This window comes from Comamonas sp. SY3 (assembly GCF_041730275.1).
In the GTDB taxonomy this organism is placed as follows: Bacteria; Pseudomonadota; Gammaproteobacteria; order Burkholderiales; family Burkholderiaceae_C; genus Comamonas; species Comamonas sediminis.
This window is the reverse complement of record NZ_JBGTYN010000022.1, coordinates 23307-42973: the sequence shown is the minus strand read 5'-3', so window position 1 is coordinate 42973 and position 19667 is coordinate 23307. Positions and strand designations below refer to the sequence as shown.

Genomic DNA, 19667 nt, shown 5'->3' with positions numbered 1-19667 from the left:
ACTGCAAGCCATGGCTTTTTTGTGCCCCGGCCTCGGCAAGGAGCGCGCATGTTACGCTTGCCCGCTTGTGTCCACGGAGATCCGGCAGTGAGCAAGCAGCAAGGCCAGCAAGAGCCACCCCCACAAGACCCCCAGGCAGACGACCCCGGCGCATCGGCCGGCATGCGCCAGGCGCTGCTCGATGCCGGCAAGACCGAGTTTGCCAACTATGGCTATGACGGCGCCCGGCTCGAACGCATTGCGGCCAAGGCCGGCTGCGCCAAGCGCATGCTGTACTACTACTTCGGCAACAAGAAGGATGTGTACCTGGCCGTCATCGAGCAAAGCTACACCGACATCCGCGCCTCCGAAGAAAGCCTGAACCTGGATGCCCTGGAGCCCTTGGAAGCGCTGCATGCGCTGGCCCAGAAGAGCTTTGACTACCACGCCAACAACCAGGCCTTCACCCGCCTGGTGCTGCAGGAGAACTTCCAGGGCGGCGAAATGCTCGGCCAAGTCTCCAACAACGAATCGCTGCGCCGCGCGGCCCTGACACCGCTGGAACGCATCCTGGAGCGCGGCGTGGCCCAGGGCCTATTCAAGCCTGACGTCACTGCCACCGATGTGCACTACCTGATCTCCGCCCTCAGCGGCTTTCGCATCGACCACGCCGCCACCTGGCGCAGCCTGCTGCAGGTGGACCTTCTAGGCGACACCTTGCGCGAGCGGCATCTGCAGTTGCTGCTGGACCAGGTGGATGCGCTGGTGTGTGTGCGGGCAGCACCAGGCTGAGGACAGACGCAGAAACACGGCCCAGTGAGCCGTGTTTCGAGTTCACACTGACTTCATCCTCCTGCTGATGCGCGCTTTGATAATCCGCGCATGCGCCCTGTCAACCGCCCTCTATCGCCATGGCTGCATTTGGAAGTCACGGCCACCTTCTCGTTCATGCTGGCCTACGCCGCAGGGGTGTATTTCCATGCAGCCACCGCGTCACTTTCGGATGCCTACCAGCCAGGTCTGGATAACGTCAAACGCTATGTGCAGCCGGGCATTGCCCTGTGGTTGCTGCCGCTGATCGCATACGGATGGAAGTCTGTTCGACTCGCCAAAATTGCACAGCGTTGCACGCTGCTTGGCTTGGCCTGCTGTGCCTTGTTGTATGCGTTCTGTAGGCTCCACAGCCCAGAAGCGGGCATCCCCTGGGTTGCGCCGGCAGATCGCACGCTGGCCAGCACCGTTCACCGGTCGCTTTTCAGCCCCTCCTTTTCTAACCGTTCTTTGGGCTCGATCACGGGCAGCGCCATATTGGCGGCGATGGCGTGGGGGCTGAGCATCAGGATCAACCGAATGTTCAAGCAGCGCCCCTCCGGCACACCCAGCGACTGAACGCATGAGCGCCTTGTCCATCCTCATTATTGGAGGAAATAGCAGTCACAGCGAATCATTGACATTCATTAATACGAGAGACAGTTCATTTGATCTCTACCTTGGTTCCATCTACGTTTGAAGGTTTCCCATACCATCCAAACATGTCATATCGATATTTAGATCACTTTATCGATTGCCATACCAACAAAAATTCTCTGAAGCTCTATCCGATTGGGACGCCAAGTCATGTAAATATGCAAGAAGGTGACACGAGCTATAGTGTGAAAGCGGATAGATTTTTAATTAGTGACAGCAGGGAGCTTCCATGAGAAATCACAAAATTTTCACATACTTGCGTGTATTTTTTGTTCTTAGCGCAGCCGCTGCGACAGTTTCAAACGCGAACTCTTTTCAGGTACTCCCCAAAGTCAGTGACGTAGATCGAAAGATATCCTCCCTTGGCCGAAATCCGGTGCTTGATTATCTTGGACACTGGGTTGTTGGTTCGGCCATCCCTGTTCTGAAATCCCCTGTGCACGAGTCCATTACGCTGGCAGCCATTGGCTGCAGCGCAGCAATGGGATACGAAGACGAATGCGTCACCATTGAGGCTGTCCGTGAGAATCGGACCCTTCTTTATGGAGTTCGATGGCCAGATGACCCACCCTTTCTGCTAAACACCAAATCCCCCCCAAGAATCAAAGGCTGTGATGTTCGTATCACCTTGCGATCAACCTCTCAACCCACATGCTGGTGGGGCCTGTTCTCGGATGCAGGGTCACAGGCCAAAAGGAAAGCTCATCTCAAAGAGCCTGCATTCGGGCCCGGTGACTATATGCTGTATCGATCGCACTACGGTGACCTCCAGTTCATGCACTCAATGGGCGCATATGACGGTGAAACGGCGGGTGAAACAGTAGACCGTATGAAGATCTGGGCTGAATTTTTGTGGGGTGTTGCCCTTGGTTCTACGCCCACGGGCGTATTTATCAGAGACTTGGGTAACGCAAAGATGGCAACATACTTTCCTGGTGACTTAACAACCATGAATTTATTTGCAACTGGCATTGTTGAGGTTCGCAAGGATCTGGATGAAGTGGCAATCGGAGTGCTGCTGCACATGGTTCAGGATAGCTTTTCCAACGCGCATGCCGTGCGTGGACAAGAGCCTGGTGCACAGTGTGGATCCACTGGTTTTGATAAACCGGGACAGATACAGCAGTTTCACAGCTACGCGAAGCAATCCAGCTCCCTGCATGATGAGCAAGACACGACAAAAGCCTTGGGGCTCCACACATCTCAGATTAGCCCGAGCGCGGTAGATGTGAGTCGTGCATTCTTGACGATGTGGCAGGCGAAAAAAAGTTGGGGTGAGGTCGAGGAGCTTTTTGATTGCGTTTTTGAGCCTAAAGATCGCAAGATTGAAGCTAACGCCGGGGTGTACCAGTCTGTGCCAAACACCAGAGGCGATGTACGCTGGAACCCATCGTGAATTGCTAGATTAGAAGCTTCAATTGGTTGTATCCGGTGTTCATCCGGGTTGGATTTGAGAGACTGGAAGTCGCCAAACACCCAACCTACTCAGGACACCCATCCGGATGAACACCCATAAGCATGCCCGACTTACCTTCGCCCGCCGACTTGAGATGGTTAAACAGATGACCATTCATGGCCAGGGTGCCACCCAAGCTGCCCTTGCCCTAGGCGTCACAGCGCAGACAGCCAGGAAGTGGTTGGGCCGTTATCTGAGCGGTGGTGAAGCTGCCCTGGCCGATGCGTCCTCCAAACCAGCGCACTCGCCCCGCGCCATTGACGAGACATAGGCACTGCTCATCGTTGAGTTGCAATGCTGTCGAATGCTGGAATTGCGCATTGCCAGCTATTAGGTGTCTCTGCCTCCACCGTCAGCCACCGCAACATGGCTGACGTTTTTCCACTGCCGATTGGCCCACTTCTGCGCAGATTTTCAATAAGGTATCAAGCCGCATATCTGCGGCATTTTGCCCTTGTGCAGGAGGTGCAGACGCATCAGTGACGAAGCCCCAATCCACGGCATTTGCACCGACCACAGCTTTGACCAGCGCAAAAACCATTAGTAGCTTGCAATGGTTCCTAGCGTTGTCCCGGTGGGTCAAGTTGGCACGGAATCCAACCACCGGGGCCAGCGCCAGCAGGCATCACTGCGGACGCTGACGCGGAGCGACGCGTGTGGACAGCGCCGGTGACGTGTAGCCCGCATCAAAGCTACAGCCCTTGCCGTAGGTCGCTTCCATGCCGATGCAGGCGCTGGCGATGCTGGCAGGTGTGGGCTTGGTGCCGGTGTTCACCCACTGCAGCAGCGCGTCCATCAGTGTGGGATAGGTGGGATCGCTGATGAAGCTGTGGGTGCCATTGGTCGTGAAGGTCTGCACCAGACGGCCACCACTGCCGCCTTCATCCATCACCTCGCGGAAACGAGAATCGAGTTCCACAAACGCGGTCGGATCGCTGATCCATTTGGTCGACAGCACCGGCACAGGAATCTTGCCGACCGGGTCGGTGTCGGTGGCGAACGTCTGGTAGGCGGCAGGGTTAGCCTTGTAGCGCAGCACGCCGGCGTTCAGGGCTGCATCGTCGGCAGAGCCGTTGTAGACGGCGCCTTCATTGCCGAAAGGGCTCTCGCCGCCGGTGCGCTTGGCGGAGATATCCTGAAAGTGCATGGTCGCCCAGTTCATGTGCGACTGGATGGCGCTCTCGGGAATCTTGATCACATTGACGATGGTCTGGATCTTGGCCTTCTGCTCGGGTGTGCGCTCGGCAGCGGGCTTGTTGAGCGCCAGGCATTCGTTCACACGCAGCGCTACATCCGCCTGCTTCATCGTGACATTGGCGGGCAGGCCGAGGTTGAGTGCGTAAGGCTGTTCGCTGGGGCGTGGATGGTTGCCGCACAGGTACTGGTAGACCACGCGCAGGTCGAGCCGGAAATCGTAGGAACGTGTGCCCCCACCCAGCACGCCACTGGTGAGCAGGACGCCGTCGTAGGGACGCTCGCCCACGGTGTCTGCCGTGAACATCTCCGCGCCCTTGGCCGCCACGCCAGCGCCCCATGACTGGCCATGCAGGATGGTCTTGGTGGGGACCGCGACATGCTTGCGGAAGATGCCGCGCAGACGTTCCGTGTCTTCTGCGGCAGCGCGCACTTCGACACCGCCCTGGCGGTAGGAGGAACCCGCCCATGCGTAGCCGGATTTCACCATGATCGACCAGCGGGTCAGGTCTTCCATCGAACGCTCCAGATCGGGCGCGGCGAGATCGGGGCCTCCATGCGCATGCATCACCAGGATGCCATTCCACTTTGCCGGCACGGCGATCATGTAGAACGCGCCCTTGGAGTCGCGGCCGGACAGGCATTTCGCGTCGGCGGGCACATCCGCAGGGCAGGTGGCCATCACGGGTGCGGCCTCGTTGGACGTGGAGGGCCCTTGCAATACCAGGGAGCCGTCACCGCAGCCGCTGAGCGCGAGCAGCGCCAGCAGGGGCAGGCCGAATTTGGGCAGATGTGATGTCATGGTTTGTCTCCTATCCAGTGTTTTTTATGGGTGCGGCTCCCCGCAAGGCTGCCGCACCAGCGCTTGGTTTTTGAGGGCTTCCCTATTCTTCGTCGGCTTGCGAAATATTTCAAAGATTTCTAAGATATCAACCGCATACTTTTTGAATATATGGAATTGCGTCATCTCCGGTATTTTCTTGCGGTGGCCGAATGCGGCCATATCACGCGTGCCGCAGAGCGCCTGGGCATCCAGCAGCCGCCGTTGTCGCAGCAGATTCAGGCGCTGGAGCATGAGCTGGGCAGTGCGCTGTTTCGCCGCCACCCCAAAGGCGTGGATCTCACCGATGTCGGTCAAGCGTTGCGCGCAGAGGCCGAGCAACTGCTTAGCGACTTTCATGCGATGCAGCAGCGCATCGAGGCGTATGCACGCGGTGAACGGGGCCATCTCCGTGTGGGCTTCACCAGTTCGGCCGCAGCCCATGCGTTCACCCCGGAAGTGCTGCGCACCTGCCGCAAGTCGCACCCCGACATCCTGCTGAGCGTCAGCGAGAACAATGCCGCTGAAATCACCGAAGCCGTCGCTGCCCAACGTCTGCATTGCGGCTTTTTGCGCGTGCCGGTGGCACACCCGGAGGGATTGGCGTTCGAGCCGCTGCTCCAGGAAGAAGCGCTGCTGGCCATTCCGGTGGACCACCGGCTGGCACGCAACAGCACCCAGCCCGTGATGCTCGATGAGCTCGATGGCGAAAAACTGGTGCTGGTGCGCAGGCCCGGTGCGCCAGGCCTGTATGCCAATCTGCTGGCACTGTGTGCACAACGCCAGGTTCATGTGGAAGTGGCGGCCGAGGTCGAACGCATGATGACCAATGTGAACCTGGTTGCAGCAGGCGTGGGCCTGTCCATTGTTCCGGCTTCGATCAAAGGATCGCATCGCCATGCCGTGGTGTATCGCTCGCTCGATCCGTCCCTCGATCTTTGGGCGCCGTTGACCTTGGTGTACCGGGCGCATGACTGCGATGGCCCGCTGGGAACGGTGATCGCGTTGGCAAAAAAGCTGGCCAAGCGCCATGCGGCCAAAGCCAGGTGAACGCATGTCCGGATGGCCAGCGCTGACCCCGGCAAACACCCCACAATGGTCGCGCAGGGCCGTGCTGCTGAGCGGTTTGATGGGCGCATCGCTGGTGACCCCGGCGGCACGGGCCGCTGCCACTGCAGCCCGGACAAGACCGGGCGCTGGTCTCAGAATTCTGGTCGCCTATCCACCCGGCGGTGTCAGCGACCTGGTGGCGCGCGCCTTGGCCAAAGCCATGGCCGATCCGCTCCAGGCACCAGTCGTCGTCGAGAACCGGCCCGGCGCGAGCGGAACCTTGGCGCTGGAACTGCTGCAGCGCAGTCCGCCCGATGGCCAAACGCTGGTCTTTACCGCCGCCGCTGCCGTGGGTCTGCTGCGCCACGCGGCTGCGCGGCGTGCCACAACCTCAGCGGCTGCGGCGCCATTGCCGGTACAGCCCGTGGCCGGTGTCATGCGCACGCCGCTGCTCCTGGTGGGCACCTCCGCGCTGGCCGCAACGGCTTTCGCCGACATGGTCGAAGCGGCGCGCAAGCACCCGGGCATGCTGCGCTGGGCGACGACAGGCGAAGGCACGACCGGGCACACCGTGCTGCAACGCGTGAGTCAGCTTGCGGGCGTGCGCATCACCCATGTGCCGTACAAGGGTGGCGGGCAGCAATTGACCGATGCGCTCGGTGGCCATTTCGAGCTGCTGTCGACCAACGTCGCACCGAGCCAGCTCAGCGCCTTGCGTGACGGGCGCTTCAAGGCCTTGGCGGTCGGCGCACCGCGCCGCCTGCCGGTACTCCCGGAGGTGCCGACCCTCGCGGAGCTGGGTTACCCATCCGCGAATCTGGATTCCCTGTTCGGGCTCTTTGCCCCACCGGGTACCCCCGCCCACGTGGTGCTGCGCCTGCACGCATGGACTGCGCAAGCGCTTCGCTCGCCCTCCATTCGCCAGAGCCTGCTCGATGCCAACAACCAGCCTTACGAGGGCTCTGCGCAGGACTTTGCGCGGCAGGTGGAACACGAAACCGATCGTTGACCCACGCAGCTTTGCATCCAGTTCCAGGGCCTGGGTACAGGGGGGCGACGCATCCGGATCGGCCGAGTTGTGCGCCCGATCCGCATCGAAGATCCCGCTCCGTTTCCGCAAGCGCATCTGTAAGAAAGGTGTGCTTTTACAACAAACTTCCGCCCTTTCCCATCTGCGTTTTCCCCAGGTCGGCACAAATTAGAACGAGTGTGCTTTTTTTGCTGAAATTCAGCGCTTACCCTGTCGACACAGCCTGCCCAGCTTCCTATGCTCTGTCTTCGAGACAAGCCAGATTGGACGACCGTTCAAACAGCAACCCAAGGAGACAAAGCAATGAAACAAGCCAAGAAATGGATGTGGCTGGCGGCCACCGCCTTGCTCGCAAGCAGCGCTTATGCACAGAAGGCGGGCGACTGGGTGTTAGGAGCCGGGGCGCTCAACTATTCGCCCCAGGACAAGAGCAAGCCACTGACCTTTGTCGAGCCCTTTGAGCGGCAGATCCCGGGCTCGGGCGCTGACCTCAAGAGCGCCACCACCCTGGGCCTGAACGTGCACTACTTCCTGACCGACAACTGGGCGGTCGAAGGCGTGCTGGGCATTCCGCCGCGCCTCAGGCTCAATGGCTCCGGCACACTGGAGCCCATCGGAGAGCTGGGCAATGCGCGTCTGTATGCACCTTCGTTGCTGGGTAAATACTTCTTTGGCAATGCCGATGACAAGTTCCGCGTCTCGCTGGGTCTGGGTGTCACCTATTCGCAGTTCCGCAATGTACGCTTGACCAGTGGTCTGCAGAACACGCTGGGCGGCGTCATCGGCGCGCCTCCAGGCGTTGCCAAGACCACCGCCAAGATCGACAGCCAGTGGGCACCGGTCTTCAACATCGGCGCCAACTACGCGATTGACAAGAACTGGGGTATCACCTTCTCGGTGTCCTATGTGCCGATGAAGACCGACGCCAAGCTGACGACCACGGTCAACGGCAACAAGGTGGCGGTCTCGCAGACCCGCCTGACCCTGGATCCGATCATTCCGTTCCTGTACGTCACCTACAAGTTCTGATCAACAAGGGTTCTGCAGAGGATCCCAGTGAGGAGAAGCCCGTAGCGCCTGCGCTGCGCCCAACAAGTGGCCTGCATTCGACGAACGCCACAGCATGCGGTGGCTCCAAGCCATCTTTTGCCCCCTGCTCCTGGAGCAGGGTTTTTTTTGCCCGCGCGGGGCACCCTTGGCATCTGCGCCTCCTCGGCCCACAATGGCGCAGGCAGACCCGCCTGAAACCCCTTTTTGGAGACCTTATGCCGGCCAAGAAAATCCTGATGATCTGTGGTGACTACTGCGAGGACTACGAGACCATGGTGCCCTTCCAGACCTTGCTGGCCGTGGGCCACCAGGTGCATGCGGTCTGCCCGGACAAGAAAGCCGGTGACCACATCAAGACGGCGATCCATGACTTTGAAGGCGCGCAGACCTATAGCGAAAAGCCTGGCCACAACTTCACGTTGAATGCGAGCTTTGCCGACATCAAGGCCGAAGACTATGACGCGCTGGTGATCCCTGGCGGACGCGGCCCCGAGTACCTGCGCAACAACGAGGCGGTGCTGGCCGCCGTGCGCCATTTCTTCACGGCCAACAAGCCGGTCGCCGCCGTCTGCCACGGTGCGCAGCTGCTGGCGGGCGCCGGCGTGCTCAAAGGCCGTACCTGCTCGGCCTACCCCGCCTGCAAGGCCGAGGTGGTGCTGGCCGGTGGCACCTATGCCGATATCGCGGTGGACCAGGCCCATACCGACGGCAACCTGGTGAGCGCCCCCGCCTGGCCTGCCCACCCGCAGTGGCTCGCTCAGTTTCTTGAGCTGCTGGGCACCCGCATCCAGCACAGCTAAACGGTCGCTGCGGTGGCAAGTGCTGGGCCGCCTGCAAGCCCTTGCCATCGCTGCTACCATCGCAGCCCCATGACCGCAGACAGCTACAGCCACCACCTCGCCACCGGCCAGCAATTCGTTGCCGATGCGCAAAAGATTGCCACCACCGATTTCGCTGCCGCCCGCGCGCTGTGGCAGCAGGCGGGCCAGGCCTTTTACCGCGCCCACCAGGCCGACCGCAACCAGCCCGAGGCCGCCATGCGCCTGGCCCAGGCCTGGATGGCCGAGGCCCATGCGCTGCAGAAGGAAGGCTCGCCCAATGCCACGGTGATGTGGCAAAACGCAGCCGCCCAGAACGAACTGGCCTTTGACCTGGACCCGCGCAATGCCCGCATCGCGATGGCCGCTGCCAGCTGCCACCACTTCGCGGGCGATGCCGAAGCCGCCCAGGCCTGGATGCAGATCGGCCAGCACCTGGCATCGGGCGGCGACCAGGCTCCAGAAGCTGCGGATCCGACAGCCGACTGAGCCGCTCCATATAGCGAATGGCGTCTTTGGTTATTCGATAATATTATTTTTTAATCTGAGCGATCGAACGTAGCATGTGGGCCCGTCTACTTGTTCCCGACTGCCTTCCATGCTCAAGCGCCATTTCACCCTCGCCGCCCTGCTGGCGGTTTCTGCCGCCTTTGCCGCCCCCGCCTTTGCGCAGGATAAGCCCATCAAGCTGGGCGTGACGGCCGGCCCGCATGCGCAGATTGCCGAAGCGGTGAAACAAGCAGCCGCCAAAGAGGGCCTCACGGTCCAGGTGATCGAGTTCAGCGATTTCATCCAGCCCAATGCCGCCCTGGTGGCCGGTGATCTGGATGCCAATGCCTACCAGCACCACCCCTATCTGGAGCAGCAGGTCAAGGACCGCGGCTACAAGCTGGTGCCTGCCGCCAACACCGTGGTGCTGCCGATTGCGCTGTACTCCAAGAAGGTGAAATCGCTGGGCGACCTGCCGCAGGGCGCGCAGATCGGTCTGCCCAATGACCCCACCAATGGCGGCCGCGCGCTGCTGCTGCTGCAAGAGCATGGCCTGATCAAGCTGCGCGCGTCGGCCGGCATCAAGGCCACGCCGCTGGATGTGGTCGACAACCCCAAGAAGCTGCGCCTGCGCGAGTTGGATGCCGCCCAGCTGGTGCATGCGCTCAATGACCTGGATGCCGCCGTCATCAACACCAGCTATGCGATTGCCGCCAAGCTCAACCCCACCAAGGACGCCATTGCGCGCGAGTCGGCCAAGTCGCCCTACACCAACCTGATTGCCGTGCGCCAGGACGACAAGGACAAGCCCTGGGTGGCACGCCTGGTCAAGGCTTACCATTCGGACGAGGTGCGCCAGTTCATCGACAAGGAATTCCAGGGCTCCATCGTCCCCGCGTTCTGACAGCGGCTGACACGGCCCGCCACACCCATTCGACGCCAGCGGCGCGCAAACTGGCGCGCCTTTTTTCATCACCCTTTGACCAAGCCAGCCCATGAGTGGACAGATCACCCTTAGCCGAGAAGGCCATGTCGCCACCTTGTTGATCGACAACGTGGCCAAACGCAACGCGATCAGCCACCAGATGTGGATCAGCCTGGCCGAGCAGCTCGATGTGCTGGTGCAGGACAGCGATCTGCGCTGCATCGTGCTGCGCGGCGCAGGCACCCAGGCCTTTGGCAGCGGCGCCGATATCGATGAGTTCGAATCGCTGCGCTCGTCCAAGGAAAAAGGCATGGCGTTTGCCGAGCAGGCACACCGGGCCATGGCCTTGCTGCGCCACTGCCCCATCCCCACACTGGCAGCGATCCGTGGCGCCTGCGTTGGCGGTGGCCTGGAGCTGGCGGCCTGCTGCGATCTGCGCCTGGCCAGTGACGATGCCCGCTTTGGCATCCCCATTGGCCGCCTGGGCGGTGTGCTGGCCTACCCGGAACTCGAAGCGCTGGTGCATGTCGCGGGCCCGCAGGTGGCGCTGGAGCTGCTGCTCGAAGGCCGCCTGCTCGATGCGCAGGAGGCCTGTGCCAAAGGCCTGGTCACCCGCGTGGTGCCGCTGGCCGACTGGGACGAGGAGCTGGCCCAGACCGTTGCGCGCATCAGCGGCCTGGCGCCGCTGTCGGCGCGCTGGCACAAGAAATTCATCGCCCGGCTGCAAAGCGGTACGCCGTTGACGGATGCCGACCAGCAAGAGGGCTACGCCTGCTTTGACACGCAGGATTTCATCGAAGGCTACCGCGCCTTTTTGGACAAGCGCAAGCCGGTATTCACAGGAAAGTAAGAGCGTTCATGCAGCCATCCCCTTCCCCGCGCACAGGCCCACTGTCGGGCCTCGTCGTTGTTGAGTTAACCAATGTCATGGCAGGCCCCGTCGGCGGCTTGCTGCTGGCCGACATGGGCGCCGAGGTGGTCAAGGTCGAGCGCCTGCCCGGCGGCGACGACACGCGCCGCGCGATCCCGCCGGAGATCCAGGGCGAGTCCGCCACCTTCATGATCGTCAACCGCAACAAGCGCGGTATCGCCGTCGACCTCAAGCACCCCGACGGCCTGCAGGTGGTGCGGCGCCTCATCGACAAGGCCGATGTGGTGATCGAGAACTTCCGCCCCGGCACGATGGAAAAACTCGGGCTGGGCTATGACGTGCTGCGTGCCAGCAACCCCGCGCTGATCTACTGCAAGATCACCGGCTTCGGCCTCAACGGGCCCTATGCCAAGCGCGCCGGCTACGACCTGATTGCGCAAGGCATGTCCGGCATCATGAGCCTGACCGGCGAAGGCCCGGGCCGCCCGCCCGTCAAGGTCGGCGTGCCGATTGGTGATGTGACCGCCGGCATCCTCGCCTCGACCGGCGTGCTGGCCGCCTACATCGAGCGGCTGCGCACCGGCGAAGGCCAGTATGTCGACACCTCGCTGTACGAGGCCTCGCTGGTCCACACCTACTGGCAGGTGGCGATGGCCTTTGCCACCGGCGAGTCCGCCGGCCCCATGGGCTCGGCCCACCCGGTGGCCGCGCCCTACCAGGCGATACCGACGCAGGACGGCTGGATCAACATCGGTGCGGTGAGCCAGGCCACCTGGGTCGGCATGACCCGCGTGCTGCAGCTGGAGCACCTGCTCGAAGACGAGCGCTTTGCCAGCAACCGCGAACGCATGGCCAACCGCGATCTGCTGATCGCCATCATTTCGGAGGCCATGCGCAGCAACACGACCGACTACTGGGTCGAGAAGTTCGAGCAGGCCGGTGTGCCTGCCGGCCCGGTGCGCAAGATCAAGGACATGCTGGAAGACCCGCAGACGCTGGCGCGCGACATGGTGATCGAGGTCGACCACCCGGTGGCAGGCCCGGTGCAGGCGCTGGGCCTGCCGATCAAGTTCTCGCACGGCAATGGCGTGACCCGGCGCGGCGCACCGCAGTATGGCGAACACACCGCCGAGGTGCTGCAGGAGCTGGGCTACAGCAGCGACGATATCGCTGCGCTGGCTGCCAGCCAGGCGGTGCAGTTGCACGGGCGCTAGGGCGCCGTGAACGATGCGCGGTAAGCGGTTGGCGACACGCCCATGCTGCGCCTGAACTGGTCACGCAGCACCTGCACGCTGCGGTAGCCTGCCTGGTCTGCAATCTGCTCCACGCGCAGGCTGCTGCTCTCCAGCAAGCGCCGCACTTCCTCGATCCGCGCCTGCGCCAACCAGGCGCTCGGCGCCATGCCGGTGCCGGCCGTGAAACGGCGCAGGAAGGTGCGCCGGCTCATGGCCAAGACCTCGGCCATCGCAGCCACCGTCCAGTCCCGCCGCAGATCCGCGCGCACCTGGTCCAGCAACTGCGCCAGCCTGCCCGATGCATCCTTCACCAGCGGCTGCTCGATGAACTGCGCCTGGCCACCGCTGCGGTGCGCGGCCACCACCAGGCGCCGCGCCACACTGTTGGCCGCCTTCACGCCAAAATCGCGCCGCACCAGATGCAGCATCAGGTCGATGCCCGCTGCGCTGCCCGCCGAGGTGAACAAGCGCTCTTCCTCCACATACAGCACCTGGGCATCCACAGCGATCGAGGGGTAACGCTGCGCCAGCGCGGGCGCATACCGCCAGTGGGTGGCTGCACGGCGCCCATCCAGCAGCCCGGTGGCAGCCAGGACAAAAGCCCCGGAGCATATCGAGGCCAAGGTGGCGCCGCGCTGCCAGGCTCGCCTCAGCGCTTGCTGCAATGCCAGGGGCACCGGCTCGTCGATGCCTCTCCAGCCCGGCACCACGATCAGGTCCGCCTGCTCCATCAGTGCCAAGTCAGCACTGGCCTGGACGGACAGGCCGCCTTGTGCCCGCAGCGGGCCGGGCTCCACCGCCACGCTCGCAAAGCGGTACCAGCCCGCGCCCAGCTCGGGGCGCTCCAGGCCAAACACCTCGGCCACGATGGAAAACTCGAAGGTGCATAGACCGTGGTAGACAGGCGCTACCACCAGCGGCCCGCGCAGCGATACAGACATTGGCGCAAATCCTTCCATTTATGTCTTTTGCGCCAATTGTAGACAGGGGCGCCGGTCCGCAAAATCGCTGCCATATCTACCAGGAGTTCTTCATGAGCAGCTATGTCAGCCAGATTCCCGCCGCCGCCAGTGCAGATGCCGTGGCGCATTTCTCCCGTTCCTTCACGTTCGAGACCGACTGCTGGGATGTGCACGCTGCGCTGCAGCAGGGGGGCCCCGATTTCGTGCTGCTGGATGTGCGCAGTGCCGAACTGTATGCACGGGGCCATGTCCCCGGCGCCCTGCATCTGCCGCACGGCAAGATCATCGAGAGCAAGCTGGCCGCCTGGCCCGCCGGTACCTTGTTCGTCACCTACTGTGCCGGCCCCCACTGCAATGGGGCGGCCCGGGGCGCCTTGCGTCTGGCGCAGCTGGGCCGGCCCGTCAAGCTCATGGCGGGCGGCATCACCGGTTGGCTGGACGAAGGCTTTGCGCTGGCCACCGCCGCCTGACCGCGTGCCGCAAGAAAGGGGAGGCATCACATGCCGCCCCCTGCAAGCGTCTTCCCGCGTCAAGACCTCAGCGGGGGCTCCAAACGGCCTTCAACTGCGCCGTCGTGTGCAGCATGGCCTGCGGGCCGGCCACACCCAGCAGGTACCAGACCTGCGGATCCAGGAACACCACCCGGCCCTGCTGGCCGGCAGCGCTGTTGCGGATGGCGTCGTTGTTGAACAGCTCGGTGCTGGCCACCACGGGCTTGCCATCGCGCCCGGTGGTGCTGCCAGTGCCGGCATTGCGGTCGATCACATAGAGCCAGGCGGGGTTGAGCTGGCTGATGTCCTCCATCTTCATCGGCACGCCGCGCGGTTTGCTGGCATCGGCCGGCAAGGCCGGCTGGACGCCCAGCACATCGTGCAGCAGACCAAAGCGTGCGCCGGGAGGCTGGGCATTGATCATCGTGCTGATGGCCAGCACCAGGAGCCCTGGCGCTTGCTGCTGGGCCAGCGCGCGGGTGCTCTCCACCTCGCTGCGCACGCGCTGCATCAGCTGCTCGCCCTGGGCCTGCTTGCCCCACAGCGATGCAAGTGCCACCACATTGCGCTGCATATCGGCCAGCAGCTGCTGGTTGTTGACGCTCAGGTCCAGCGTGGGCGCGATCTTGCTCAAGATGTCGTACTTGCCGGCGCTGCGGCCCGCCACGACGATCAGGTCCGGCCGGATCTGGCTCAGCGCGTCAAAATCGGGCTCGAACAAGGTGCCGGCTGGCAGGTAGCGCGCATCGGCATAGGCCTGCATATAGCCGGAGAAGTTGGCCTTGGCCAAGGCCGTCACCGGCAGGTTCAGCGCCTGCATCGTGTCCAGCGATGCCAGGTCATACACCACCACGCGTTGGGGCGCCAGGGGCACCACCGTGCTGCCCTTGGCATGTTGCACGGTGATGGTTGCCGGGGCCTTGGAGGTGGGGGTTTGCGCAAAGGCTGCCGGGGCAGCAAACAGCGACGTGGCGAGGGCGGCTGCAGCGCTGGCGCGCCAGCAGGCTGAGTTCAATGGCGGGGTCATGTCTTTCTCCAAAGGATGCGAATCAAAGCGATAGCCGCGGCGCCCGCCGCAATGCGGAGCGCCGCGCGGCGGGTTTAGAACTTGAGGTTCATGCCCACCCAGTAACGGCGCCCGTCCTGCACGGTGGCGTAGTCTTCGTAGTACACGTCCTTGTCGAACAGGTTGTAGATACCGGCGAAGAAGGTGGTGTTCTTGTTGTAGTGGAACGAGCCGCCCACATCGAACATCGCATAGCTGCCAGCGACCCAGGTGCGGGCCGAGCGGCCGCCAGTGGGCTGGCTTTCCTTGCCTCGGTAGGACAGCTTGGTCCAGCCGTTCCAGCGGTCCGAGGGCTTCCAGTCCAGTGCAACGTTGAGCATGTGGCGCGGCAGCTGCGACAGCGGCTGGCCGGCAAACTCGCCGCTCTTCTGCTCGGACCTGGTGAAGGTGTAGCTGGAGTTCAGGTCCAGACTGCGCGCCAGCGGCATGGTCAACGTGGCCTCGATGCCGCGTGTCACCGCCTTGTCGATATTGATATTGGTCGTGGGCGTGTTGCCCGACGAATTCAACGGGCCACACTCGGGGCAGGCAATGCGGGTGATCTTGTCGCGGAAGTCGTTGTCAAACACCGTCAGCCCCGCCGACAGGCCGGCACCATCGTTGTAGAGCACGCCCACTTCCTTGGACAGCGATTTCTCCGGCTTCAGATCCGGGTTGCCATAGATATTGCCGCCCCGGCTGGCCTGGCCCCAGTCGCCCAGCGTCTGGCGCAGCGAGGGCGCACGAAAGCCGGTGGAGACACCGCCCTTGACGGTCCAGCGCGGGTTCAGGTTCCACACGCCATACAGGCGCGGGCTCCATTGCGATCCGCCCTTGCTGTCGTGGTCAAAGCGCAGGCCGCTGGTCAGCGCAAAGTCCTCGCGCAGGCGCCATTCGTCTTCGGCAAACCAGGCGTACTGCGTGCGGTCGGCCGTGGTGCGGTTGCTGCCGGGCAAGGTGTTGGTGGTCGTGTCGGTCAGGTCCTGTTGGTTGTAATACAGTCCGGTGCTGACGATGTGCGCGTCGCCCACCGGAATCACCCAGCTGCTGTTGGCCACCGTGTTCTTGATGGTCATCTCGCGCGAGATGTTGCGGGTCTTCTCATGCTGCACATAGGTATCGGAAGAGGCCCAGCCCCAGCGGCCCTTGTGCTGCAGCGAATAGTTCTCGCGCTCAAATTTGCGGTCGGACAGCGCACCGGTCTCCAGCAAGGTCTTGCCGGGGGTCGAGATGAAGTGCTGCCGGGCCGAGCCCAGTTCGGCAATGATGTCGTGGTCCTTGTTCGGCGTCAGCGCAATGCGGGCGTTGAGCGCCTGGGTATCGCTGTCGTTGTAGCCCTGGTAGATACGGTCTTCATCGCGCTTGCTGTAGTTGCCGTAGAGGCTGATGCCCAGCATCTCTTCCTTGATCGGGCCCGAGAGGTAGAAGTTGCTCTGGTAGGCATTGCCGGACTCGGAGCGCTCCTGCAAGGTGGCATCGGCACGCAGCGAGCCATGCCACTGCTTGGCCACCTTGCGCGTGATGATGTTGACCACACCGCCCATCGCGTCCGATCCGTAGAGCGAGGACATCGGCCCGCGCACCACCTCGATGCGCTCGATCGCTTCAAGCGGCGGCACCCAGCTTTGGTCGGTGCCCGTCGAGCCATTGGTCTGCGTCTCGCGCGTGCTCATGCGCTTGCCGTCCACCAGGATCAAGGTGTAGTTGGCACCCATGCCGCGCAGGCTGATGTCGTTGGAGTTGTTGTCCGACGGCGTCATGATGACGCCCGGCACATCGCGCAAGGCGTCGTGCAGGTTGCTGTAGGCGCCCTGCTCCAGCTTCTCGCGCGGGATCACGGTGATCGATGCCGGCGCCTGGGTTACCTCCTGCTCAAAGCCCGCCGCTGTCACCACCACGGTGCCCAGTGTTTTGTCGCTGGCAACCTGCTCGGCAGCATCGGTGGCATCAGCGGCCTGCGCTGCTGCTGCGCCATGGACCAGCATGCCGGCCACCACGCCGGCGATGGCGCGCAGTGCATGGCGCTGGGGTGCCAATGGCAGCCGGTGGAAATCAAGACGCAGAGGCCGTGCTGGCGCGCGACCTGCTGCCAACGAGGCAGAGGAGGACATGGAAATACTCGGTGTTCAGGTGACAACAGCCACGCCTCAGGCACCCGCAGATGGTGGCCATCGGCAGGTGCTGGCGGCGGGCCAGCGATGCTTCGCTTGTTGTGCAGGTCTGCGGTCACGGCGCTGGTCAGGGCGCCGTCCCGAGAAGGCATGGCTGCCCGGTACACGCATGGGCAGCAAGGGGGAACGCAAGACGTTTATATGCGAATAGTTCTCATTATAGAGATTGATGAAGAATCGTTACGAGATGCCATGTAGTGATTTTGTAAAGTTCGTCCTGCAGCGCGCATGCGGCAACCGCTTCTCACGCTGCGCAAACCAAGCCTGCAGCCGCTCCTGGCCGGAGGCGCGCCGTCACACGCAGACCTCCAGCGATGGCCAGGACACTACAGATCAAAAACCGACGGTGACCTTGGCCCAGTAACGGCGGCCGTCATACACCGCGTCGTAAGTGGCGCTGTCCACGCGCTTGTCGAACAGGTTGTAGATGCCGGTGCTGAAGCGCACATCCTTGCTGTAGGCATAGTTCAGGCCCAGGTCCATGAAGATGAACGACGGCGTGCCCTTGGCCATCGAGGTGCGGCTCAGGTAGTCCGAGCTCTTGCCCCGGAAGTTGACCCGGCTCCAGACACCCAGCTTGTCCGTGCCCTGCCAGTCCAACGTGGCGTTGAGCATGTGCTTGGGCATCTTGTTGAGCGGCTGGCCGGCAAAGTTGCCGCTTTTCTGCTCCGAGCGGGTGAAGGTGTAGTTGGCCGCCAGGCGCAAGGCTTCGCTGGCCTTCCAGGTGGCGGTCGCCTCCACACCGCGCATATTGGCCTCATCCACATTGGTGCGGTCGCTGATGAACTTGTAGGGCGTGCCCAGTACCGTGCAGTTGCCGGTGACGATGGCGCGGCCCGCGCCTTCGGTGTCTTCACAGCTGCGCACCTCGGTGATCTTGTCCTTGAAGTCGGTGTTGAACAAGGTCAGGCTGCCGGTGAAATCGCGGCGGTTGTCCCAGATCACGCCCAGCTCCTGGCTGGTGCTTTTCTCGGGCTTGAGGTTGGGGTTGCCCCGGATGATGGCCGGGTCGCCACCGCCGCCGGTGATCTGGCCCCAATCGGCCACCGCAGCGCGCAGGCTGGGCGATTTGAAGCCGGTCGAGATACCGCCCTTGACGCTCCACTCCGGCGTTGCGTGCCAGACGCCGTAGACGCGCGGCGTCCAGTCGGTGCCGTAGTTCTGGTCATGGTTCATGCGCAGGCCGGTGGTCAGCGCAATCGCATCGGTCACCCGCCATTCGTTCTCGGCAAACAGCGCCCACTGGTAGCGCTTGAGCGTGTTGATGGGGTTGTCCACCTTCATTTGGTTGCCGTTGTCCATCAGCTTTTCATGCTTGTAGCTCAGGCCCACGGTGGTCAGGTTGCGCTCACCGATCGGCATCACCATCTGGCTGTTGAACTCGGTGTTCTTCAGCTTCATCTCGCGGCCGGGGTTGTCGATCTCCTCGTGCTGCAGGTAGGTCGTCGAGGTGCCAAAGCCCCAGCGCCCGGTGTGCGAGATCGCAAAGTGGTTGCGGGAGTAGTCCGAGAAGCTGGACGCGCGGCTCGCGCTTTTGCCTGCCGTTGCATAGCGGTCCTGCAAGGTGCGGCCCACTTCCAGCACCAGGTCGTGGTCCTTGTTGGGGGTCAGGGTCAGCTTGGCGGTGCCCGAGCTGCTGTCCTGCTCATTGAAGCCGCCGACAAACTTGTCCTCCAGACGGCGCGATTTCTGGCCGTAGATCTGCAGGCCCAGCACATCGCTCTTGATGGGGCCTGCCAGGTAGAAGTTGCTCTGGTAGATATCGCCCGACGCGGAGGATTCCTGCTGCGTGGTTTCGGCGCTCAAGGTACCCGTCCACTGCTTGGCCACCTTGCGCGTGATGATGTTGACCACACCACCCATCGCGTCCGATCCGTACAGCGACGACATCGGACCCCGCACCACCTCGATGCGCTCGATCGCGCTGAGCGGCGGCAGCCAGCCTTGTTCGATACCGGCGCCATCGCTGTTGGGCCGGGTTTCGCGCGAGTTCTGCGGCTTGCCGTCCACCAGAATCATCGTGTAGTTCGAGGCCATGCCCCGGATGCTGATATCGCTGGAGCTGCCGCCGCCGGTGATGACCACGCCGGGCACATCGCGCAGCGCATCGGTCACATCGCGGTAGGCCTTTTTCTCCAGCTCCTGGCGCGGAATCACGGTGATCGAGGCCGGTGCATCTTCTACCGCCTGCTCAAAGCCCGAGGCCGTCACCACGACGGTGGACAAGGTCTTGTCGGCCTCCGTTTCGGCCTGCGCCAGCGCAGGGCCGGCACCCAGCAGCGCGGCGGCCACCAGGGCCGTAGCGCGCAACGCATGGGGCACGGCACGGTGCGGCGATGGACCGGCGTGCAACAGCGAAACAGGGCGGGCAGCACAGGCGGCAGCGAAAGGGCGGGGGGTCATGGAACAGGCTCCAGGTCAGATCAAACGGATGGCGCATGGCTGCGCCCGCCTGGCCGCTCATGGCGATCAGGCACAGCGCAGGCCCAGGGCCGGCGGTTATTCGCGGGGTTTGGAGGTGTCAGTCACGGCGCGGCAGGCAGCAAAGGGGTGCTGCTGGGCCGTCCTGGCGAGCATGCCGTGCTGTGCGGCATGGAGATGGCGGGGAGCCACC

The 19667-nt window shown here is 63.0% G+C and carries 18 protein-coding genes and 1 pseudogene; 13 read left to right on the top strand and 6 right to left on the bottom strand.

What is annotated here, in order from left to right; all coding sequences use genetic code 11:
• The first annotated feature begins 87 nt into the window (after nucleotides 1–87).
• The 4 genes and pseudogenes from ACCQ08_RS21125 to ACCQ08_RS21110 all read left to right on the top strand — a co-directional run.
• On the top strand, nucleotides 88–771 hold the full coding sequence (locus ACCQ08_RS21125) for a TetR family transcriptional regulator (RefSeq protein WP_373450908.1): 684 nt from the start codon (nucleotides 88–90) through the stop codon (nucleotides 769–771).
• Nucleotides 772–861: 90 nt separating this feature from the next.
• On the top strand, nucleotides 862–1368 hold the full coding sequence (locus ACCQ08_RS21120) for a hypothetical protein (RefSeq protein WP_373450907.1): 507 nt from the start codon (nucleotides 862–864) through the stop codon (nucleotides 1366–1368).
• Nucleotides 1369–1675: 307 nt separating this feature from the next.
• On the top strand, nucleotides 1676–2842 hold the full coding sequence (locus ACCQ08_RS21115; RefSeq protein WP_373450906.1) for a hypothetical protein: 1167 nt from the start codon (nucleotides 1676–1678) through the stop codon (nucleotides 2840–2842).
• Nucleotides 2843–2948: 106 nt separating this feature from the next.
• Nucleotides 2949–3259, top strand: a pseudogene (locus ACCQ08_RS21110) (leucine zipper domain-containing protein); the annotation flags it as partial.
• Here the strand turns inward: ACCQ08_RS21110 and ACCQ08_RS21105 are convergent.
• Together ACCQ08_RS21105 and ACCQ08_RS21100 are read right to left on the bottom strand one after the other, a co-directional pair.
• The gene (locus ACCQ08_RS21105) at nucleotides 3255–3443 is read right to left on the bottom strand and encodes a hypothetical protein (protein ID WP_373450924.1); all 189 of its coding nucleotides are present in this window, start codon (nucleotides 3441–3443) and stop codon (nucleotides 3255–3257) included. The pseudogene ACCQ08_RS21110 and the gene ACCQ08_RS21105 overlap by 5 nt on opposite strands.
• Nucleotides 3444–3527: 84 nt before the next feature.
• The gene (locus ACCQ08_RS21100; RefSeq protein WP_373450905.1) at nucleotides 3528–4898 is read right to left on the bottom strand and encodes a hypothetical protein; all 1371 of its coding nucleotides are present in this window, start codon (nucleotides 4896–4898) and stop codon (nucleotides 3528–3530) included.
• 150 nt (nucleotides 4899–5048) lie between these two features.
• Here ACCQ08_RS21100 and ACCQ08_RS21095 point away from each other — a divergent pair, with 150 nt between their 5' ends.
• From ACCQ08_RS21095 to ACCQ08_RS21060, 8 genes are all read left to right on the top strand, one after another.
• The gene (locus ACCQ08_RS21095; protein ID WP_373450904.1) at nucleotides 5049–5966 is read left to right on the top strand and encodes a LysR family transcriptional regulator; all 918 of its coding nucleotides are present in this window, start codon (nucleotides 5049–5051) and stop codon (nucleotides 5964–5966) included.
• A 4-nt stretch (nucleotides 5967–5970) separates the two neighbouring features.
• Complete coding sequence (locus ACCQ08_RS21090; protein ID WP_373450903.1) at nucleotides 5971–6975, top strand: tripartite tricarboxylate transporter substrate binding protein; 1005 nt, start codon at nucleotides 5971–5973, stop codon at nucleotides 6973–6975.
• A 324-nt stretch (nucleotides 6976–7299) separates the two neighbouring features.
• The gene (locus ACCQ08_RS21085; protein ID WP_312417547.1) at nucleotides 7300–8025 is read left to right on the top strand and encodes an OmpW family outer membrane protein; all 726 of its coding nucleotides are present in this window, start codon (nucleotides 7300–7302) and stop codon (nucleotides 8023–8025) included.
• Between the two features lie 236 nt (nucleotides 8026–8261).
• Nucleotides 8262–8846: a DJ-1/PfpI family protein gene (locus tag ACCQ08_RS21080; RefSeq protein ID WP_239810376.1), complete on the top strand. Its 585-nt coding sequence runs from the start codon at nucleotides 8262–8264 to the stop codon at nucleotides 8844–8846.
• A 69-nt stretch (nucleotides 8847–8915) separates the two neighbouring features.
• Entirely contained in the window at nucleotides 8916–9353 is a 438-nt protein-coding gene (locus ACCQ08_RS21075) for a hypothetical protein (protein ID WP_373450902.1), read from the top strand.
• Nucleotides 9354–9462: 109 nt separating this feature from the next.
• Nucleotides 9463–10257: a MetQ/NlpA family ABC transporter substrate-binding protein gene (locus tag ACCQ08_RS21070; protein WP_239810374.1), complete on the top strand. Its 795-nt coding sequence runs from the start codon at nucleotides 9463–9465 to the stop codon at nucleotides 10255–10257.
• Nucleotides 10258–10348: 91 nt separating this feature from the next.
• Nucleotides 10349–11128 carry an enoyl-CoA hydratase-related protein gene (locus tag ACCQ08_RS21065; RefSeq protein ID WP_373450901.1) on the top strand — a complete coding sequence of 260 codons (780 nt, stop codon included), beginning with the start codon at nucleotides 10349–10351 and terminating at the stop codon, nucleotides 11126–11128.
• An 8-nt stretch (nucleotides 11129–11136) separates the two neighbouring features.
• A complete protein-coding gene (locus ACCQ08_RS21060) occupies nucleotides 11137–12363 on the top strand; it encodes a CaiB/BaiF CoA-transferase family protein (protein ID WP_256460949.1) in 1227 nt (408 codons plus the stop codon).
• Here ACCQ08_RS21060 and ftrA read toward each other — a convergent pair.
• Entirely contained in the window at nucleotides 12360–13325 is a 966-nt protein-coding gene (gene ftrA / locus ACCQ08_RS21055; protein ID WP_373450900.1) for a transcriptional regulator FtrA, read from the bottom strand. The genes ACCQ08_RS21060 and ftrA overlap by 4 nt on opposite strands.
• Nucleotides 13326–13417: 92 nt before the next feature.
• Between ftrA and ACCQ08_RS21050 the strand changes: the two genes are divergently transcribed.
• Nucleotides 13418–13816 (top strand): rhodanese-like domain-containing protein, encoded by a 399-nt coding sequence (locus ACCQ08_RS21050; protein ID WP_239810370.1) that lies wholly within the window; start codon nucleotides 13418–13420, stop codon nucleotides 13814–13816.
• Nucleotides 13817–13883: 67 nt separating this feature from the next.
• Here ACCQ08_RS21050 and ACCQ08_RS21045 read toward each other — a convergent pair whose 3' ends face one another.
• The 3 genes from ACCQ08_RS21045 to ACCQ08_RS21035 all read right to left on the bottom strand — a co-directional run bounded on the left by ACCQ08_RS21045 (nucleotide 13884) and on the right by ACCQ08_RS21035 (nucleotide 19456).
• Nucleotides 13884–14864 (bottom strand): siderophore ABC transporter substrate-binding protein, encoded by a 981-nt coding sequence (locus tag ACCQ08_RS21045; protein WP_373450899.1) that lies wholly within the window; start codon nucleotides 14862–14864, stop codon nucleotides 13884–13886.
• 74 nt (nucleotides 14865–14938) lie between these two features.
• Nucleotides 14939–16993: a ligand-gated channel protein gene (locus ACCQ08_RS21040; RefSeq protein WP_373450898.1), complete on the bottom strand. Its 2055-nt coding sequence runs from the start codon at nucleotides 16991–16993 to the stop codon at nucleotides 14939–14941.
• A 393-nt stretch (nucleotides 16994–17386) separates the two neighbouring features.
• On the bottom strand, nucleotides 17387–19456 hold the full coding sequence (locus tag ACCQ08_RS21035; protein ID WP_373450897.1) for a ligand-gated channel protein: 2070 nt from the start codon (nucleotides 19454–19456) through the stop codon (nucleotides 17387–17389).
• Nucleotides 19457–19667 lie beyond the last annotated feature (211 nt).

Bases quoted from the DNA above. Each gene is read 5' to 3' on its own strand.
- ACCQ08_RS21035 (WP_373450897.1), bottom strand. From the start codon at position 19,456: ATGACCCCCCGCCCTTTCGCTGCCGCCTGTGCTGCCCGCCCTGTTTCG.
- ACCQ08_RS21100 (WP_373450905.1), bottom strand. From the start codon at position 4,898: ATGACATCACATCTGCCCAAATTCGGCCTGCCCCTGCTGGCGCTGCTC.
- ACCQ08_RS21045 (WP_373450899.1), bottom strand. From the start codon at position 14,864: ATGACCCCGCCATTGAACTCAGCCTGCTGGCGCGCCAGCGCTGCAGCC.
- ACCQ08_RS21095 (WP_373450904.1), top strand. From the start codon at position 5,049: ATGGAATTGCGTCATCTCCGGTATTTTCTTGCGGTGGCCGAATGCGGC.
- ACCQ08_RS21050 (WP_239810370.1), top strand. From the start codon at position 13,418: ATGAGCAGCTATGTCAGCCAGATTCCCGCCGCCGCCAGTGCAGATGCC.
- ftrA (WP_373450900.1), bottom strand. From the start codon at position 13,325: ATGTCTGTATCGCTGCGCGGGCCGCTGGTGGTAGCGCCTGTCTACCAC.
- ACCQ08_RS21060 (WP_256460949.1), top strand. From the start codon at position 11,137: ATGCAGCCATCCCCTTCCCCGCGCACAGGCCCACTGTCGGGCCTCGTC.
- ACCQ08_RS21085 (WP_312417547.1), top strand. From the start codon at position 7,300: ATGAAACAAGCCAAGAAATGGATGTGGCTGGCGGCCACCGCCTTGCTC.
- ACCQ08_RS21120 (WP_373450907.1), top strand. From the start codon at position 862: ATGCGCCCTGTCAACCGCCCTCTATCGCCATGGCTGCATTTGGAAGTC.
- ACCQ08_RS21080 (WP_239810376.1), top strand. From the start codon at position 8,262: ATGCCGGCCAAGAAAATCCTGATGATCTGTGGTGACTACTGCGAGGAC.
- ACCQ08_RS21090 (WP_373450903.1), top strand. From the start codon at position 5,971: ATGTCCGGATGGCCAGCGCTGACCCCGGCAAACACCCCACAATGGTCG.
- ACCQ08_RS21115 (WP_373450906.1), top strand. From the start codon at position 1,676: ATGAGAAATCACAAAATTTTCACATACTTGCGTGTATTTTTTGTTCTT.
- ACCQ08_RS21075 (WP_373450902.1), top strand. From the start codon at position 8,916: ATGACCGCAGACAGCTACAGCCACCACCTCGCCACCGGCCAGCAATTC.
- ACCQ08_RS21065 (WP_373450901.1), top strand. From the start codon at position 10,349: ATGAGTGGACAGATCACCCTTAGCCGAGAAGGCCATGTCGCCACCTTG.
- ACCQ08_RS21070 (WP_239810374.1), top strand. From the start codon at position 9,463: ATGCTCAAGCGCCATTTCACCCTCGCCGCCCTGCTGGCGGTTTCTGCC.
- ACCQ08_RS21105 (WP_373450924.1), bottom strand. From the start codon at position 3,443: ATGGTTTTTGCGCTGGTCAAAGCTGTGGTCGGTGCAAATGCCGTGGAT.
- ACCQ08_RS21040 (WP_373450898.1), bottom strand. From the start codon at position 16,993: ATGTCCTCCTCTGCCTCGTTGGCAGCAGGTCGCGCGCCAGCACGGCCT.